Source organism: Flavobacterium sp. GQ95 (assembly GCF_059758655.1).
Genome location: NZ_JCAXEB010000014.1, coordinates 30,766 through 49,198 on the forward strand (window position 1 = coordinate 30,766; position 18,433 = coordinate 49,198).

The window sequence follows — 18,433 nt, forward strand, 5'->3', positions numbered from 1 at the left end:
ATCTATTTTTTTAATATATTCTTTAGTGTTTCCAATTTATCTTTACACCCGACATCTTTTCATTTTCAATTCTTATTTCTGTCAAAATTGTAAAGCCGTTTTTAATATAAAACGGCATTGGAGATCTATAATGTTTTGCATTTTGTTTCACTTCATTTTCACGATCAATAACCCAACCATTCAAACTCGTATTATTCTTTTTTAATTTATTTATCAAAAGTGAACCATTTCCCTTTCCTTGTATTTGATGATCCAAAATTATAGCAAACCAATCTTCGCCTTCCCTCAAAAAAGTAAATGCCCAGCCGTTAATTTTATTTGCATTATCAAACAGCAAATAATGTTTTGTATTAGAAAGTCCTTTTAAGTACAATTCAAAATCTTCACTATTTTTCAAATGCAATCTCGCTGGATATTCCTCGTTCCAAAGTTCACGCAAAACTTCTTTTTCTTCTAAAGAGAGAATTTCTTTTTCTACAATCTTCATAAATAAAAAATCAAATTTAGAGTTTAAATCAGGATTTACAGAAATAGTTTCACGTGGAACAAAAATGATTTTAGATTTATCAAAAAACAAAAAAAATTATAATTCGTTTCACGTGGAACAATTATAGTTTCCAAATAATTTAAAATCTAAAGTCAGAAATCTAAAATCCTTAACGACCCATGTAAATCAAAAGCACAGAAATATCACTAGGAGAAACTCCGCTGATTCTTGAAGCTTGTGAAATTGTAACAGGGCGAATTTTACTTAATTTCTGTTTGGCTTCAATCGACATCGATTTGATTTTGTTGTAGTCGAAATTTTCCGGAATTTTCACATCTTCTAAACGGGTAAGTTTGTCAGCGTTGTTTCTTTCCTTTTCGATATAACCAGAATATTTAACCTGAATTTCGGCTTGCTCTAAAATTTCCTGATCTACATCATTTGCCTCGATATACTCTTTTACTTTTTCAAATTTCATCATATCCTCTAAATCAATTTGTGGACGAGAAAAAACTTTGAACATTTTATCACCTTGTGTAATTGGAGCTGTTTCTTTCGCTTCTAAAATTGGATTCGTTTCTACAACTGAAACACTTGTTTCTTTAAAGAAAGCAACCATCTTTTCAGACTCGTTTAATTTCTTTTCCATTCGACGCAAACGAGCTTCAGAAGCCAAACCAATTTCATGTGACATTGGCGTCAATCTGAAATCTGCATTATCCTGACGCAACAATGTTCTGTATTCTGCTCTTGATGTAAACATACGATAAGGCTCTTCTGTACCTTTCGTAATTAAGTCGTCAATCAATACTCCAATATAAGCTTCATCACGTTTTAAAATCAATGGCGCTTTTTCGTGCACTTTTAAATGCGCATTTATTCCGGCCATCAAACCTTGCGAGGCTGCTTCTTCATATCCTGTCGTTCCATTTATTTGTCCGGCGAAATACAAACCTTCAACTAACTTTGTTTCTAAAGTATGTTTCAATTGTGTTGGTGGGAAATAATCATATTCGATTGCATAACCTGGACGAAAGAATTTCACTTTCTCAAATCCTGCAACAGAACTCAAAGCTTTAAACTGAATATCCTCCGGAAGCGAAGTTGAAAATCCGTTCACGTAAACTTCACAAGTATTCCATCCTTCCGGCTCAACAAAAAGTTGATGACGTTCCTTATCAGCAAAACGATTTATCTTGTCTTCAATCGAAGGACAATATCTTGGCCCAAGACTTTTGATTCTTCCGTTGAACATTGGCGAACGATCAAAACCTTCTCTCAAAATATCATGAACATCCAAAGACGTGTATGTCATGTGACAAGATCTTTGATGCGTCAATGGCGTTGTCAAATCAGAATAAGAAAACTTATCTGGTTTTGCATCTCCTTTTTCTTCGTTCATTTTAGAATAATCCAAAGAACGACCATCCACTCTTGGAGGCGTTCCAGTTTTCATTCTTCCAGATTCAAAACCTGCTTTCACCAAATCTTCCGTAATTCCGGTTGCGGCACTTTCGCCTGCTCTTCCCCCTCCAAATTGTTTTTCTCCAATATGAATCAAACCATTCAAAAAAGTTCCGTTTGTCAACACAACAGATTTAGATCGAATCTCTACTCCTAACGAAGTTCTGATTCCTTTTATCTTTCCATCCTCGATAATCAAACCTTTTACCATCTCCTGGTAGAAATCCAAATTTTGAGTTCCCTCCAACATCATTCTCCATTCTTCAGCAAAACGCATACGGTCACTTTGAACTCTCGGCGACCACATTGCAGGTCCCTTTGACTTATTCAACATCTTAAATTGAATTGCAGTTCGGTCTGAAACAATTCCAGAGTATCCTCCAAGCGCATCAATCTCACGCACAATTTGTCCTTTTGCAATTCCACCCATCGCTGGGTTGCAAGACATCTGTGCAATGTTCTGTAGGCTCATCGTAACCAATAAGGTTTTTGATCCTAAATTTGCGGCCGCTGCCGCGGCTTCAGATCCAGCATGACCTGCACCAACTACTATAACATCGTATTCTTCTAAAAACATTTTATTTTTTATTCTCTGGGAAACCGTTTAAGTCGGTTCTCAGAATTAACTTCTTTCTTCTTTTGTTCCACGTGGAACAGTTAAAAAGATTTCAGGTTTCAGGTTCTCATTTTAACAAAAGTTCCACGTGGAACATCTAACGATTCCTTTCTAAAACTTCAAATCAAAACTTCAAATCTAATGTTCCACGTGGAACGTTCTGAATCATCATTAAAAATTAAATATGTTTCACGTGGAACGTTTAACTCATTTCTTAACCTGAAACTTGAAACCAAAAAAACCTGAAACAAATCTTCTACTGTTCCACGTGAAACATTGCAATCTTTTCGTCTTCTTTTGAACGCATTAATTCAGCGTCTTTATCTGATTTATCTTTGTATCCACAGTAATGTAATATACCGTGCGCTAAAACGCGTTTCAATTCTTCTTCAAAAGAAACATTAAAATCCTTTGCGTTGTCTTCTACTCTTTCAACAGAAACAAATATATCTCCGTTTAGTTCGTTACCAACTGTATAATCAAAACTGATAATATCTGTTAGCGTATCGTGATCAAGATATTCTACATTTATTTTATGAAGATATTCATCATCACAAAAAATATAATTTATCTCTCCTTCGTTTTTATTTTCAGAAACTATTACAGCACTCAACCAATCAGAAAAGGCTTGTTCGTTGTCTAAAGTAAATTCGGTTTCGTAATTAAAATTGATCATTTTGTATTAAAATATTCTTGAACCTTTTGATTAAAATTCGAGCGCAAAGGTAGTGATTGTCTATTTAAAATCTCTACACTGTTTAAATATTCCAAAAGTGAACTTGGTAAAGCATTCGAACGATTAGAAAATTCAGCTTTGTTTGTTTCAGATTGTCGCTTTGTATCCTGACCTTGTTGCTGAACTGCATTGTTTAATTTTAATAATTCTTGTTGAATATTTAAAATCCTTTGAAGGTTTTCATTCTTAAAACCTTTATTCAAAAGTTGTTTTTCAGATTGTTTCATTTGATCAATTACAGATTTTCCCTGAGAATCTAAACCTTGTTTAGCCAATTCCTTTTGCAAAGCTTCGCGAAGTTTTACCTGCTCTTTGTATATTTCCATAATAGCTTCGGCATCTCCTTCTCCATCATTTCCTTCTTTATTTTCATTTCCTTTTCCACCAGATTGATTTCCCTTTCCATCTTTGCCCTGTCCGTCTTTTCCCTGACCTTGTTTTCCTTCTCCACTTTGACCTTGTCCTTGTTGTCCTTCACCAGGCTTATTGCCTTCCTTCATTCCCTGCTTCATTTTATCAGCTAAACCTTTTTGCTTTTGAATAATATCTGGCAATTGCATTCCCTGTCCGTCTCCCGGTTTTGGTTTTCCAGATCCTGGTTTCGACATTGACATTTGCATATTGTTTAATAAATCACTTAAAAAGTCAGCCAATTTATTTGCAGATGAAACAGCATATTGTTGATGCGAAACTCCTTTCGGAACCTGAACGTCTGTCAAAGATTCGATAGCTTTATCTATATTGTATTGTACATTCCCAATTTCCTTTGTTACATCTTCCGCTACTTTTGGATTTCTCAAAGACAAAGCAAACAAACTATCATCTACATGTTTGAACTGTTGTTTCAAATTCTGCTGTACTTTAATGTTTTTGGTATAAGCAGAAGAACCTAATTTCATCGATTTAAATTGTTTCATCACATCTTCCTGAGATAAAGAGTAAGCTAAAAGATTATCCAGAACTTGTCGAAGCATTGCAACATCTTCTTCTAATTGCTCCTGATCACCACCCTCCATACTAGACTCCATTTGTTTCGCCATGCTTTTCATTTTTTGAGCAGCGCTTTTTTGTTTTGGCTTAGCCGAAGAAGTATTTTTTTTAGCTAATTCTTCAGAAGCTTTTTGTAAATCAGAATCAACATCTTTTTCCTTTGAAGCATCAGAAGGAATATCCAAAGGTGCTTTTAAGGTTTTATTTTCTTCTTTCAAATCCTTCAAATCTTCCTGAATTTTATCAAAAGATTTATTGATTTCATCTTGTTTGTCTTTTGTGTTTTCACTTTCTTTATTTGAAAGCTTCTCTTGTTGCTCTGCTAACTTATTTAATTTTTCAGCAACCTGATCTGCTTTCTTCTCAACATAAAAACGTTTTGTCAACTCCACCAATTGTTCTAAGTTGCGAGATTGGTTCTTACTGATCTGTTTGAATTTTTCCATCTTGTCAAACAAATCTTCACTATTCAGTTTATCGTTAAGATTCTTTAATTCATCTAAAAGTTTTTGGTTTTTCTCCAAATCTCTCTCTGCATTGTCTAAACGCTTTTGTAAATCCTCAGCCGTTTTGTCTTTCTTGTCGTCTTTGAATTTATCTAAATTCTGGTTCATTTTCTCCGCAAACTGTTTCATCAATTCGTCTTGTTGTTTTTGACGTTTGATAAAATCATTGATTTTCTGCTGATCTTTAAACTCTAAATTATCCTTTTCTTTTCCGGTATTTTGAATCTTATCCATTTCAGAAAATTGCTTGTTCTGATTTTTTAAAGATTTTTCAAGACTATTGATGTTTTGGTTTTGCTGTTGCAATTCCATATCCTGAACTTCATCTGTAGTAGAAACTCGGTCTGAAAAAACAGAAGACTTTGTACTCTTAAAACGATGAGGGGCATCATTATCGAAAACCTCAAAATAGTATTCATAAGATATTCCTTCTTCTACAGCAAGATTACTTGGAAAGTTAAAAACGAACTGATCAAATACTGCTTGCTTTACAGGAATGGTTCCACGCTTCGCTGTGTTTGGTTTGTTACGTTCGTAGTATACAATTTGCAGTTTTGATAATCCATAATCATCGCCCAGTCTTCCCAAGACATAATTCTTATCCAATTTTAAACTGTCCGGTGCAGGCGAAACTGTGATGGTTGGATGCTGATCTTTGATTACTGACAGCTGATAATCCAGTTTTTCGTAGTTTTTGACCTTATTATTTGAAGTAAGAATTTGATATTCTGTATTTTGACTGATATTTTTAGCCAATTTAAAATCGTTTTCGGCTTTATTAAACTTAAAAGTCGCATTCTCATCTTTCCAAACAATCTCCTGAGTCGATTGTGTATTCATTTTCCAGGTTACCAAAGTTCCTTCTGGCACAATTGCATTTCCGGTTCCCTGAATAGTTTCTGATTTCTTTTTTAAATAAGATGGAAAATTCAATACCATTTCGAAGTTGGCAATTGATGGAACTGTAATAACTTTTAATTCGTATTCCTCAGATGAAACCGAATTTCCTTCAAACGAAAACGAAACATTTTCAACTGGTTTTTCAATTTTGAATTCAAACTTTCCTGGCTGAAAAGATTCCATAAAATAACTTTCATTTCCAATATGGATCATCACATTCCCCGGAACTACCTTCCCAACCGATTCCATTTTGATAACGAAATCTTTGTTTTGTTCTGTTTGTAAATTCGAATTTAAAACCACGAACTTGAATGGAGCCGGTGGTAAAAATGTTGCATTGAAATGCACTACTCTATTAAAACTTTGTGAAATAATAGTACTGTTTCCAGAAATATAAAACACGGCAAAAAGCAAAATGGGAATCAATGCTAATGGTAAATATTTTTTATTTGCTTTAAAATTGATGGCATTCCCAAACGGAATTGGCTGCAACGAGTTCGCTTTTTGTTCTATTGAAGCCAACATTAATTCGGAACTTTCTGCTGAATTTTCAGAAGATGATAATTGCAAAAAGTTTGTTAGTTTATCACTTACTTCTGTAAAATGGTTTCCAATAATTTTGGAAGCTTCATTATAATCAATTCCTTTTTGAAGTTTGAACAACTTGAAAACTGGAAACAAGATAAATCGGAATAAAAGGAAAACTTCTACTCCAATAAATAGCCAAAATAAAACTGTTCTTCCTACTGGTTTTAACCAAAGAAAATATTCAATAAAAAGCGTAAAAAGAAAATACAATAATCCAAAACCAATAAAAAGAAGTCCTCCTTTTATCAATTCATTGGTGTAATATTTCTTTATAAAAGCTTCTAACTTTTGATATATAGCAGATGTCGTTTTCAAAATAAAATCTCTTTTGATTATAACCTATAAAAGTACTAATTTTAATTAGATAATTCTCAATGAGAAAATTAGTCAATTGAGCTACAAGCAAGGCATTATCTAATTAAAACTCATTTTCTAATTCTCTAATTAGAATTGTATCTTTGCATCAAAATTTAAACAAATGTCAAAGCAAGTTCGCGTGCGTTTTGCACCAAGTCCGACTGGACCATTACATATTGGCGGAGTTCGTACTGCCCTATTTAATTATTTATTTGCCAAAAAAAACAATGGTGTTTTCTACTTAAGAATTGAAGATACAGATCAGACTCGTTTTGTTCCTGGTGCCGAAGCTTATATTATGGAAGCATTAGAATGGTTGGGAATTGCTCCTGAAGAAACCGTTGGGAAAAATGAAAAATTTGGTCCGTACAGACAAAGTGATCGTAAAGATTTATATCAATCTTATGCCGATCAATTGATCAATTCAGGTTGGGCGTATTATGCTTTTGATACTCCGGAAGCTTTAGATGCACATAGAAAACAACACGAAGCAGAAGGAAAAACATTTATTTACAACCATCATAATCGTGAAAAATTAGATACCTCTTTGGTAATTTCTGCAGAAGAAGTTGCTAAAAGAATTGCTAACGGAGAACATTATGTAATTCGTTTTAAAACTCCGGTTGATGAAACTTTACATTTGAAAGACATCATTCGTGGCAATGTAAAATTTGAAACGAATCTACTTGACGATAAAGTATTATTCAAAAGTGACGGAATGCCAACGTATCACTTGGCCAATATTGTTGATGATCATTTGATGGAAACTTCACACGTAATTCGTGGAGAAGAATGGTTGCCATCGATGCCTCTTCACGTTTTATTGTACAGAGCTTTTGGTTGGGATGCACCGGAATTTGCACATTTACCTTTGATATTAAAACCGGTTGGAAACGGAAAATTATCAAAAAGAGATGGAGACAAATTAGGTTTTCCTGTGTTTCCATTAGAATGGAAAACAGAAGAAGGTGTTTCATCTGGTTATAGAGAAAAAGGATTTTTTCCTGAAGCGGTTATAAACTTCCTTGCCTTATTAGGTTGGAATGACGGAACTGATAAAGAATTATTTTCTTTGGAAGAATTAGTAGAGTCTTTTGACCTGAACAGAGTTCATAAATCGGGAGCAAAATTTGATCCGGAGAAAAACAAATGGTTCAATCATCAATATTTAATCAAACAAAATGATGCAGATTTAGCAAAGGACTTCACTCCTATTCTTATTGAAAAAGGCGTTGATGTTTCTAAATATGATGTTACAAGAATTGTTTCCTTGATTAAAGAAAGAGCACATTTCGTTTCTGAATTTTGGGATTTAACTGATTTCTTTTTCCAGGCTCCAACATCTTATGATGAAAAAGCAAGCAAAAACTGGAAGGAAGAAACACCAGCTCTAATGCAGGAACTGATTTCGACTCTTGAATATATTGATGGTTTTGATTCAGCAAATATTGAAGCAATCGTAAAAGATTGGTTAACGAAAAACGAAATTGGAATGGGTAAAGTAATGCAGCCTTTCCGTCTGAGTTTGGTTGGAGCTTTGAAAGGCCCTCACCTATTTGACATAGTTGAAATCATCGGAAAACAAGAAACAATTTCGAGAATTCAGAAATCTATAAGTACTTTATAATATAATTTACTTTAAAATGTCAAACGCTAAGAAACATCTATAAAATGTTCTTAGCGTTTTTTTAATGTTTAAAAATTGGAATTGGAAGAATATTCGTAATTTACCCATTCATAAAAACTAAACTATATCACCATGAACACAGCATTAATTATCCTTTTAGTCTTCGGATTATTCATTTTTATGTCTTCATTTTTTACCGTGAAACAACAATCTTCTGTTGTAATCGAAAGATTCGGTAAATTTTTGAGCGTTAGAAATTCAGGTTTACAACTTAAAATTCCGATTGTCGACAGAATTGCCGGGCGTGTAAATCTAAAGATTCAACAGTTAGATGTTATCATTGAGACGAAAACCAAAGACAACGTTTTTATCAAAATGAAAGTTTCGGTTCAGTTTAAAGTGATTCAGGAAAAAGTATACGATGCTTTTTACAAACTGGAATATCCACACGATCAGATTACCGCTTATGTATTTGATGTTGTTCGTGCTGAAGTTCCTAAACTAAAATTGGATGATGTTTTTGAAAGAAAAGATGATATCGCCATTGCAGTAAAAAGAGAATTAAACGAAGCAATGACTACTTATGGTTATGATATTATTAATACTTTGGTAACCGATATTGATCCGGACATCCAGGTAAAAAATGCCATGAATAGAATCAACGCCGCCGATAGAGAAAAAACTGCTGCCGAATTTGAAGCTGAAAGTTCAAGAATCAGAATCGTGGCAAAAGCAAAAGCTGAAGCTGAAAGCAAACGTTTACAAGGTCAAGGTATTGCAGATCAGCGTCGTGAAATTGCAAGAGGTTTAGTAGAAAGTGTTGAAGTTTTAAACAATGTTGGAATCAATTCTCAGGAAGCTTCTGCCCTAATTGTTGTAACTCAACATTATGATACTTTACAAGCAATTGGTGCTGATGCCAATTCCAATTTAATCCTGCTACCCAATTCTCCACAAGCCGGAAGTGATATGCTGAACAATATGGTTGCTTCATTCACTGCCTCAAATCAGGTTGGTGAAATGATGAAAAAGAACAATAAAAAAGTAGAAAAACCAAAACCTATTCAGCCACAATCTGGTTATGAAGATGATATTCAACCCGAAGTAAAAGAATAATACAAATAAAAAAGAGGCTTAATTGCCTCTTTTTTTATTTATAAACCAACTAATAATGTGTGGTAAAATGGATTGTAAAATCTTAGGATAGTTATTGGAGAAATAATCTTTATAAGAAGAAAAGAATCCATTCACAATTTTCTGCGGTGTAATTCCTTCCTTGGTTCTCTGAAAACTTAAAACTAATTTCTGATAATTAATCTCTTTTTCTAATTTCAGAACTTCTAGATCTCTTTCAATTTCAGCATAGGATGAGTATTTTTTAGGTTCCATAATTAATCGTTAAAAAAGATTTCTGAGAATTTTTCCAAAATAGGTCCTTCCACAAACTTGTCTTTTATAAAGAAAAGTAAAATGGTAAATACAAGATAGATCCCTCCTACCGCCAAAAAACCAAGTGCTGTACTTTCAAATAAAGAACCAAAAGCGTAGGCTGCAGCGAAAGATCCAAAAATCAAAACCATACTAAAACACAATAAAATCAAAGTAAACTTGAAAATCAAAGTGGTCGATTTCATGGCAACTTTAAAGCCCCAGAGTTTATAATAAGCTAAATGACTGTCCAGATATACTTTAGCCTGATCCTGGATATTTTCGGTATTTTCTTTTAATTCTTCAAAAGCCATAGTAGTAGTTTGAATAAAAAAGCACAAAACTTGCTTAAAAATTAAGCAAGCTTTGCGCTTTGTGCATTAATATTATTTCTGAAGTTTAGCGTTCTGTGCTTTTAAATCAGCCAACTTAGATTCTAAAAAAGTAATAACCTCTTCTGTTTTATGACTTACATTTGAAAGTAAATCATCTAAAGTTCCATCAAGATTTTGTGTGGCACCTTTAAATTTTTCTCGCAGTACTTCAGAACTGGCTGCAAATGAATCTTTCAAATTATGTTTTGTATCATCCAAACCTTCCTTAAGTTTAGCACGAGTTTTTGATCCTTTATCCGGAGCAAACAAAATTCCGATCGCTGCTCCTATCGCAGCGCCAGCTATAACAGCCGCAATTGCATTTGATTTATTTGACATGATAGTTTTATTTTAAATGATGAATAAAGATACTTCTTTTTTAAATTATAAAATATTGGTTAAAAAATATTTAACAATACAATTAATACACATAAGCAACTGCTTCATATTTGCCGTCATTTTCAACAATGCTTACAAACGGATAACCCTTTGAAGCTGAATGTGTTTTGATTCTAATAGCAGTATGATTTTGGTTCGCCATTGGCGGCTCCCCTTTTGTCTTCGTCGATATTCCTGTAAAATTAGCTGCTTGTTTTAAACCTATTGTCTTCTCCTGAGGTAAAACTGTTACCATTTTATAATCTGATTTTGAATCAACTATAACTTTATCTGATATTTTTTGAGTTTGATTTGTTTGTTTATTGGTAATTTTTGAAACAGCATACTTCGTAATTTTGTGTTCTTCGAAACTTCCGTTTACAGAATAATGAATTAAATCATTTTCATGTTTGATAAAATTGACATCCAATTCTTCTCCGTTGTGTTTTGAGATTTGATGTGTCTGAGAAATTGCAATGTTTGCAAATAAAATAGCCAGAGTAAAAAATACATTTTTCATGATAATTAAATTTAAGGATTAAAAAAATTTCTTTGATCAAAAATGAAAATCAAAATTTATAAATCACAAAACCAATTTCATGAAATTTGAAAATTATGAAATGTATTGAAAAATACTTTTAGTTAAGAATTATCAAAAACATCAACACAATTAGAATTGACCATAAAACCAATTTCCGGAATCAGACTTGGAATAAGTTCTAAAAACAAAAACTAATTTTTGAATTGTAGAAAAACTCAGATTCGATTCCTAAAGTGTCCTTTTTAAAATTAAAAAATTTCAGATTTGACCTTTGGATAAAAATAGCAACTTTATAAACAATTGTGTGTTAATAACCCGTTAAACTCACAAAAACCATGTCTAAAACTAAAATAAAGCTCAAAAATCAACAATTATTCAAAAGATGAGTTAAGAGATGGAAGAAGTAAAAAAGGGTCTTAAAATTAAATTATGAAGGTCACTTTTAGTTTAAAATATCTATTAAAATTAAAAACTAAATAGATTTTATATATAATAATTATAATCTTTTAAATTTATACAAATGATCATTTTTATTTATATAATAAAACTTCATTTTCTATTTTGAACAAATTGACAGAGTTTTTAAAAAGTAGATATCAAATAACAACTTTATAAACATTCCGTTGTTAATAAGCTCTAAAGACGGCTAAAATGAGACCTAAAATTAAAATAAAGCCTTAGTTTTAATTATTTTATGAAAGATGAATTCTATATCGGAAGAATTGAAAAAATCGTTTAAAATCAATTTATACAAGTCACTTTTAATATAAAATATTTATAAAAATTTTATTTTCTATAGAAAATATAAATAATAAAAAAAGCGCTTATAAAAAGCGCTTTTCAATAGATTTTAATTATATTATTTCTTTACCATTTCAGAAAGAATTTCAATTTCTCTTTCTGAAGCATTTTTTGAAGGATTTGAATATAATTTTAAAATTTCATCTTCAAATTGAGTTTTGAAACTTTCATTTTCTAAATCTCTTAAATTCAAAAGTGCTTTTGATCGAACATAAGTTGATTCACTTCTAAGAGACATGGTATATAATTTTTTAATATCCTCTTCTTCAAAATCTGCAGATTGCAAATGAGAATACTTCAAAATAAATTGTGCAAATAACAACGAAGCTTTATTATTGTTGATATTCTTCTTTAATGAATTTTGTAACAATGAAAAGGTAGAAATAGTTGCGATGCTAGCTCCTATCGCACTTTCAATTGCGATACGTTCTGGTTTAGTTTCAACTTTAAAATATTTATTAATATCTTTTAAAGAATTATTGATGCTGTTTTCTTCTTTTTTACCTTTTTCTTCCCAGGCATCTTTCAACCCAACCGTTTTGTTAAATACTAATTTTGAAGCAGTTGAGTCTTTATCAACAGTAAAATAACCTAAACGTTGAAACTGAAACTTATCTTCATTTTGAGCAGTTGCTAAACTTGGCTCCACAAATCCTTTGATAATTTCTAACGAATTTGGATTCACAAAATCTAAGAAATTTTTCTCTTTATAACTGTCCGGAGCTTCATCTGTAAACAAACGATCGTACATACGAACTTCTGCTTCAACGGCATGCTGAATAGAAACCCAATGCAATGTTCCGGATACTTTCCTTTGGCTTGCTTCTGTTCCGCTTCCACTTAAAGAATCGGTATCATAAGTAACATGAATTTCTGTAATATTCCCTGCTGCGTCTTTTATAACACTTTCTCCTTTAATGATATATGCATTTTTAAGACGTACTTCTTTTCCTAAAGTCAAACGGAAAAACTTTGCTGGAGCTTCTTCTAAAAAGTCTTCTCTTTCAATGTATAATTCACGTGAAAAAGGTACTTTTCTAAAACCGGCGTTTTCATCTTCCTGATTATTCTCTGCTTCTAACCACTCTTCTTTTCCTTCAGGATAATTTGTAATTATCAATTTTACAGGATCTAAAACAGCCATTACACGAGGTGCAATTTTGTTCAAATCTTCACGAATACAGAATTCTAAAACCGATACATTGATCAAATTATCACGTTTTGCAATACCAATTGTATTGGCAAAATTTCGCAGTGAAGCAGCTGTATAACCACGTCTTCTTAACCCTGAAATGGTAGACATTCTTGGATCATCCCAACCGTTAACATGCTTTTCTTTAACTAGTTGCTGTAATTTTCTTTTACTCACAACAGTATGCGATAAGTTACGTCTTGCAAATTCTCTTTGCTTTGGACGAATCTGATTTTCATCAATAATCTGGTCTAAAAACCAATCGTATAATTCACGGTGAGGCAGGAATTCAAGTGTACAAAAAGAGTGTGAAATCCCTTCTAAATAATCACTTTGTCCATGGGCCCAATCGTACATTGGATAAATTTTCCAATCGTCTCTTGTTCTATGGTGATGTCTGTGCAAAATCCTGTACATGATAGGATCACGCATCAGCATATTGGTAGATTTCATGTCTATTTTGGCACGAAGAATATGAGTTCCAGCCTCAAATTCACCGTTTTTCATTCTTTCGAACAAATCTAAATTTTCTTCAACAGAACGATTTCTGTACGGACTATCAGTTCCAACAGTAGACGGAGTTCCTTTTTGAATCGCCATATCTTCAGAAGATTGACTATCAACATATGCTTTATCTTTTTTAATTAATAAAACAGCCCAATCGTACAATTGTTGAAAATAATCAGAAGCATAACGTTCTTCTGCCCAGGTATAACCCAGCCATTCCACATCTTTTTTAATAGCGTCAACAAATTCCTGTTCTTCTTTCTCTGGATTGGTATCGTCAAAACGTAAATTTACAGGAGACTGATAATCAATTCCTAAACCAAAATTTAATGCAATAGAACTAGCGTGTCCGATGTGCAAATAACCGTTTGGTTCTGGTGGAAAACGAAAATGAAGTTTGTTTTGTGAAAGACCTGATTTTAAATCTTCCTCTATGATTTGTTCAATAAAATTGAGTGATTTCTCTTCTGATGCCATTATTTTATAGTAATTTTAGCAAAGATAAAAAAAAGGTTTCAGGTTTCAGGTTTAAAGTTACTTAAGTGGCGTTAAACGTGAAACTTTAGACTTTAAACAATTAGAAAATGGGAGTTATAAAACTAAAAAATATCCGTACTTTTTCCTACCATGGATGTTTAATTGAAGAAGGAAAAATTGGATCAGATTACACTGTTGATCTAAAAATTAAAACCAATTTACAAAAATCAGCACAAACAGATCATCTTCTTGACACGGTTGATTATGTACATTTGAACAAAATTGTTACCGAAGAAATGGCAATTCGTTCGCATTTATTGGAACATGTGGCGAAAAGAATCAATATCCGCGTACTTGCAGAAATAGAATCTATAGAAAAAACAACTGTTTGTGTTTCTAAAATAAATCCGCCTATTGGTGGTGATGTTGAATCAGTTACTATAAAAATGACGGAAACGAGAAAGTAATTATTTCTCGTAGAAAAACTAATTTTTTAAAATAGTTACTTTTAAAGTTTTGAATTTTAAAGATTTTAGTTACTTTTGCCATCCGTTCAAGCAATGGCGTCGTGGCCGAGCGGCTAGGCTGGGCTCTGCAAAAGCTCCTACTCCGGTTCGAATCCGGACGATGCCTCAAGAAGAGATACAGCAATGTATCTCTTTTTTTTGTTCTTTACTTTTCGTATTTGTTGTCTTTGCGAGGAACGAAGCAATCTCACTAATATTTGACATACGTAATGTGATTGCTTCGTTCCTCGCAAAGACAAAGCACAGGCTTATAAGCACAAAAAAACCTCTGAAATTCAGAGGCTTTAATTTATATCTTCAGTTATTAACAACTACTTATCAATCTTCTCAAAAGCATTTCTCACCATTTCTTTTTCTTTTGGAAACCATCCCTGAGTTATTAACACCACTCCAAAAACCATTAAAACAATACTAATCGCTTTTTTAATTTTTAGAATATTAGTTGGTGTCATTTTAGATTTTAATTGTTTGGCTAATAGTATTTTAATACAATCTACTAATAAATACGTAATAATAACGGATGCAAAAAAAGTAATCATTCTGGAGTTTTGCATTTCTAATTTTGGTCCAACCGAAATGATTACAGCTAACCAAAAACCAAGAACTCCAATGTTGATAACGTTCAATAAAAAGCCTTTTATAAACAAGCTTCCGTAATTTCTTTTGATTATATCACGATCAATTTCTTCATCATCAATTTTTTCTTCATTCCTTAATCTTACAAAAGAAATAATGCCGTAAGCCAGCATAATTATTCCACCAAAAATAAATAAGGCCGGTTTATCTTTTAAGCTCTGAATCAATCTGTAACTACCTAAATAGGCGACTGCTATAAAAAAAATATCACCTAATACCACACCAAAATCAAAGACAATTGCAGCTCTGAATCCTTTTGTAATACTGGTTTCTAGTAATATAAAAAATACTGGACCTACCATAAAACTTAAAAAAAGTCCCCATGGCAGTCCAGCTAAAATATCATTTATCATTCAAATAGAATTATTATTTCACTTCTTCGATTTTACCTCCAAAAACCGTTTTTTGATTAATTTGTTTTGGTTTTCCATAAATGTAAATAGAGCCACCTGCGCTAACTTTTGCTTCAACAAGGGTCGATGCATTAACATCTGCTTTTCCTCCCGCAGAAACGCTTACTGTAGTTTGTGAGGTAACTAATTTACTTGCTAACAAGTAACCACCAGCTCCCAGACTTGCATCTTGATTTGTAGCTTTTCCTGTCAAAGTAATTTCTCCACCTGAAACAGAACTAACTTTTAGTTTATCAACATCCAAATCTACATTAATTTTACCGCCTTCCTGAGCACTTACTTTAAATGAAGTTGCTTTTACAGTTTCTTTGCTTGAAACCATAGCACCTTCATTAACGTCAATAAGTTCTATGTGTTTGTAATACAACGTAATATCTAAATCATCTCCAGATAAAAGCTTTGGAAAAGGCATTCTTAATTTAAGTATTCCTTTTTTATTAACAACTTCAACTTCTGATTCACGAGCTCCTTTTATAACAACTTTATTGTCTGAAGATGCTACTAATTTAACATGAAGTTTATCAAAAACTTTTACTTCATCAAAATCTCCAACTTCTTTCGTTACCTGTGCAAATGTCATTTGAACAAACAAAATTGCAACACCAATTAATAACTTTTTCATATCTCTCTTTTTTTAATTAACAACTATTCTGCTCTTCTTAAAAAATGAAAATCCAATTGTTTTTTAACTAAATCCGCATTTTTTACTTTAACATAAATTTCGTCTCCTAATTGCAATATACTGTTTGAAGTAGCTCCAACCAATGCATATTGTTTTTCATCGAAAGTATAATAATCATCTTTTATTTCTCTGATTCTCACCATTCCTTCACATTTATTAGAAACAATTTCAACATAAATTCCCCATTCTGTAACTCCTGAAATAACTCCCAAAAATTCCTCGTCCTGGTGGTCCTGCATGTATTTAACTTGCATGTATTTGATACTGTCACGTTCAGCATTAGTCGCTAAACTTTCCATATTGGAGCAATGCTGGCATTTTGTTTCGTAAACTTCTTCATCAACAGATTTTCCTCCATCAAGATAATACTGCAGCAATCTATGTACCATAACGTCCGGATAACGACGAATTGGCGAAGTAAAATGGCTGTAATAATCAAAAGCTAATCCGTAATGACCAATATTTTCCGTAGAATATTTGGCCTTACTCATACTTCTAATCGCAAGAGTATCAATTAAATTCTGCTCTTTTTTACCATTTACTTCTTCCATCAAAGCGTTCAATGATTTTGAAATATCACCTTTGTTTCTGAAATCTATTTTATAGCCAAATTTAGCAATTACTGTTGCCATTGCAATTAATTTGTCTTCGTTTGGTTCATCGTGAATTCGATAGACAAATGTTTTCTTTTGTTTTCCAATGTATTCAGCTACTTTTCTGTTTGCCAATAGCATGAATTCTTCAATCAGATGATTCGCATCTTTTGAGACTTTAAAGTATACTCCTTCTGGTTCTCCTTCAGCATCCAGGTTAAATTTTACTTCTACCTTATCAAAAGAAATTGCACCATTGGCCATTCTTTTCTTTCTCAAAATCTTCGCTAATTCATCTAATTTTAAAGTAGCTTCCACAATTTCATCAGAAACTACATAAGATTCTCCTGTAATTGAAATATCAACCGGAATTGTATTGTCTTTTGTTTCAATGATATATTGTGCTTCTTCGTAAGCAAATCGCTGATCTGAATAAATTACTGTTCTGCCAAACCATTGGTTAATAACCTGCGATGTTGGAGAAACTTCAAAAACGGCAGAGAATGTATATTTCTCTTCATTTGGACGCAATGAACAAGCAAAATTTGATAAAACCTCCGGAAGCATTGGCACTACTCTATCGACCAAATAAACCGAAGTTGCTCGTTGATAAGCTTCGTCATCTAAGATTGTTCCTTCTTCCAAATAATAGGAAACATCGGCAATATGAATTCCAATTTCATAATTTCCGTTTTCTAACTTTTTGAAAGACAAAGCATCATCAAAATCTTTTGCATCTTTTGGATCTATCGTAAACGTAAGCGTATCACGCATATCACGACGTTTTGCAATTTCAGCTTCCTGAATTGAAGTATCTATTTTTTGTGCATATACCTCTACTTCTACCGGAAAATCTGCCGGTAAACCATATTCAGCTAAAATGGCATGAATCTCTGTATTGTGTTCTCCAGGTTTTCCTAAAACTTTAATCACAGATCCAAACGGGCTATCCGCCCTTTTTGGCCAATCTTCAATTGTAACCAAAACAACATCTCCATTTTCTGCTTCACCAATTTTATCTTTCGGAATAAAAATATCCGTATACATTTTAGGATTTGCTGTTGATACGAAAGCAAAATTGGCCTGAATATCTATTACACCAACAAACTCTGTTTTATTTCTTTCTATAACTTCAATTACTTCGCCTTCAGGTCTTTTCCCTTTTCTTCTGTTATAAACGTAAACTTTTACTTTGTCTTTATCTAAAGCACGATTCAAATTATTGGTCGGAATAAAGACATCTTCAGCAAAATCTGGACAAACAAAATAAGCTGTTTTCCTGCTGGTCATATCAATTGTTCCTTCGTAATAATCCTGACTTTCTACTTTTACTAAATATTTTCCTGGTTCTGACTCTATAATTTTCTTTGAAGAAGCCAGTATTTTTAAATCTTTTATAATCTGATTTCTGCTTTTTGTATCGTCAAGTTCAAGCTTTGCTCCTATCTGTTTATAATTAAATGCTTTATTTGGGCTTTGCGATAAAATTTTTAAAATCTTACTTGAGAAATCACTCTCATTTTTTATCGGCTTTCTAATTTTCTTATTCATATATCTTTTCTTAAAAAGTTAAAATTACAAATAAGATATCAGATTATAGATTTTAACAAATA

At 32.4% G+C, this 18,433-nt stretch carries 15 protein-coding genes and 1 tRNA gene; 4 read left to right on the top strand and 12 right to left on the bottom strand.

Annotated features, from left to right (window positions below; all coding sequences use genetic code 11):
- Positions 1-22 precede the first annotated feature (22 nt).
- From AC6CH4_RS21785 to AC6CH4_RS21800, 4 genes are all read right to left on the bottom strand, one after another.
- The gene (locus AC6CH4_RS21785) at positions 23-487 is read right to left on the bottom strand and encodes a hypothetical protein (protein WP_498106723.1); all 465 of its coding nucleotides are present in this window, start codon (positions 485-487) and stop codon (positions 23-25) included.
- A 169-nt stretch (positions 488-656) separates the two neighbouring features.
- Positions 657-2,528 carry a tRNA uridine-5-carboxymethylaminomethyl(34) synthesis enzyme MnmG gene (gene mnmG, locus AC6CH4_RS21790; RefSeq protein WP_498106725.1) on the bottom strand — a complete coding sequence of 624 codons (1,872 nt, stop codon included), beginning with the start codon at positions 2,526-2,528 and terminating at the stop codon, positions 657-659.
- A 295-nt stretch (positions 2,529-2,823) separates the two neighbouring features.
- Positions 2,824-3,243: an rRNA maturation RNase YbeY gene (gene ybeY / locus AC6CH4_RS21795; protein ID WP_072970009.1), complete on the bottom strand. Its 420-nt coding sequence runs from the start codon at positions 3,241-3,243 to the stop codon at positions 2,824-2,826.
- A complete protein-coding gene (locus AC6CH4_RS21800) occupies positions 3,240-6,602 on the bottom strand; it encodes a coiled-coil domain-containing protein (protein ID WP_498106727.1) in 3,363 nt (1,120 codons plus the stop codon). Before AC6CH4_RS21800 ends, ybeY begins: the two co-directional genes overlap by 4 nt.
- A gap of 163 nt (positions 6,603-6,765) precedes the next feature.
- On the opposite strand from AC6CH4_RS21800, the gene gltX reads away from it, so the two are divergent.
- Both gltX and AC6CH4_RS21810 read left to right on the top strand, forming a co-directional pair.
- The gene (gltX, locus tag AC6CH4_RS21805; protein WP_498106729.1) at positions 6,766-8,271 is read left to right on the top strand and encodes a glutamate--tRNA ligase; all 1,506 of its coding nucleotides are present in this window, start codon (positions 6,766-6,768) and stop codon (positions 8,269-8,271) included.
- A gap of 132 nt (positions 8,272-8,403) precedes the next feature.
- A complete protein-coding gene (locus tag AC6CH4_RS21810; RefSeq protein WP_498106731.1) occupies positions 8,404-9,387 on the top strand; it encodes an SPFH domain-containing protein in 984 nt (327 codons plus the stop codon).
- 18 nt (positions 9,388-9,405) lie between these two features.
- Here the strand turns inward: AC6CH4_RS21810 and AC6CH4_RS21815 are convergent, their stop codons facing one another.
- The 5 genes from AC6CH4_RS21815 to AC6CH4_RS21835 form a co-directional block, all read right to left on the bottom strand.
- Positions 9,406-9,660 carry a DUF6327 family protein gene (locus tag AC6CH4_RS21815; RefSeq protein ID WP_498106733.1) on the bottom strand — a complete coding sequence of 85 codons (255 nt, stop codon included), beginning with the start codon at positions 9,658-9,660 and terminating at the stop codon, positions 9,406-9,408.
- A gap of 2 nt (positions 9,661-9,662) precedes the next feature.
- On the bottom strand, positions 9,663-10,013 hold the full coding sequence (locus AC6CH4_RS21820; RefSeq protein ID WP_056196687.1) for a hypothetical protein: 351 nt from the start codon (positions 10,011-10,013) through the stop codon (positions 9,663-9,665).
- 72 nt (positions 10,014-10,085) lie between these two features.
- Positions 10,086-10,412 carry a YtxH domain-containing protein gene (locus tag AC6CH4_RS21825; protein WP_498106735.1) on the bottom strand — a complete coding sequence of 109 codons (327 nt, stop codon included), beginning with the start codon at positions 10,410-10,412 and terminating at the stop codon, positions 10,086-10,088.
- A gap of 82 nt (positions 10,413-10,494) precedes the next feature.
- Positions 10,495-10,971, bottom strand: a complete 477-nt coding sequence (locus AC6CH4_RS21830) for a hypothetical protein (RefSeq protein WP_498106737.1) — start codon at positions 10,969-10,971, stop codon at positions 10,495-10,497.
- 880 nt (positions 10,972-11,851) lie between these two features.
- Positions 11,852-13,969, bottom strand: coding sequence for a glutamine--tRNA ligase/YqeY domain fusion protein (locus AC6CH4_RS21835; protein ID WP_498106739.1), 2,118 nt, complete (start codon positions 13,967-13,969; stop codon positions 11,852-11,854).
- Positions 13,970-14,076: 107 nt separating this feature from the next.
- On the opposite strand from AC6CH4_RS21835, the gene folB reads away from it, so the two are divergent.
- Entirely contained in the window at positions 14,077-14,436 is a 360-nt protein-coding gene (gene folB / locus AC6CH4_RS21840) for a dihydroneopterin aldolase (protein ID WP_498106741.1), read from the top strand.
- Between the two features lie 95 nt (positions 14,437-14,531).
- A tRNA-Cys gene (locus AC6CH4_RS21845) sits at positions 14,532-14,602 on the top strand.
- A 205-nt stretch (positions 14,603-14,807) separates the two neighbouring features.
- Here AC6CH4_RS21845 and AC6CH4_RS21850 read toward each other — a convergent pair.
- Genes AC6CH4_RS21850 through rnr form a run of 3 tightly spaced genes read right to left on the bottom strand, consistent with a single transcriptional unit; the run spans position 14,808 to position 18,371 of the window.
- Positions 14,808-15,485, bottom strand: coding sequence for a LysE family translocator (locus tag AC6CH4_RS21850; protein WP_498106743.1), 678 nt, complete (start codon positions 15,483-15,485; stop codon positions 14,808-14,810).
- Between the two features lie 13 nt (positions 15,486-15,498).
- Positions 15,499-16,167, bottom strand: coding sequence for a head GIN domain-containing protein (locus AC6CH4_RS21855; protein ID WP_498106745.1), 669 nt, complete (start codon positions 16,165-16,167; stop codon positions 15,499-15,501).
- 23 nt (positions 16,168-16,190) lie between these two features.
- Positions 16,191-18,371: a ribonuclease R gene (gene rnr / locus AC6CH4_RS21860; protein WP_498106747.1), complete on the bottom strand. Its 2,181-nt coding sequence runs from the start codon at positions 18,369-18,371 to the stop codon at positions 16,191-16,193.
- Between the last annotated feature and the right edge of the window lie 62 nt (positions 18,372-18,433).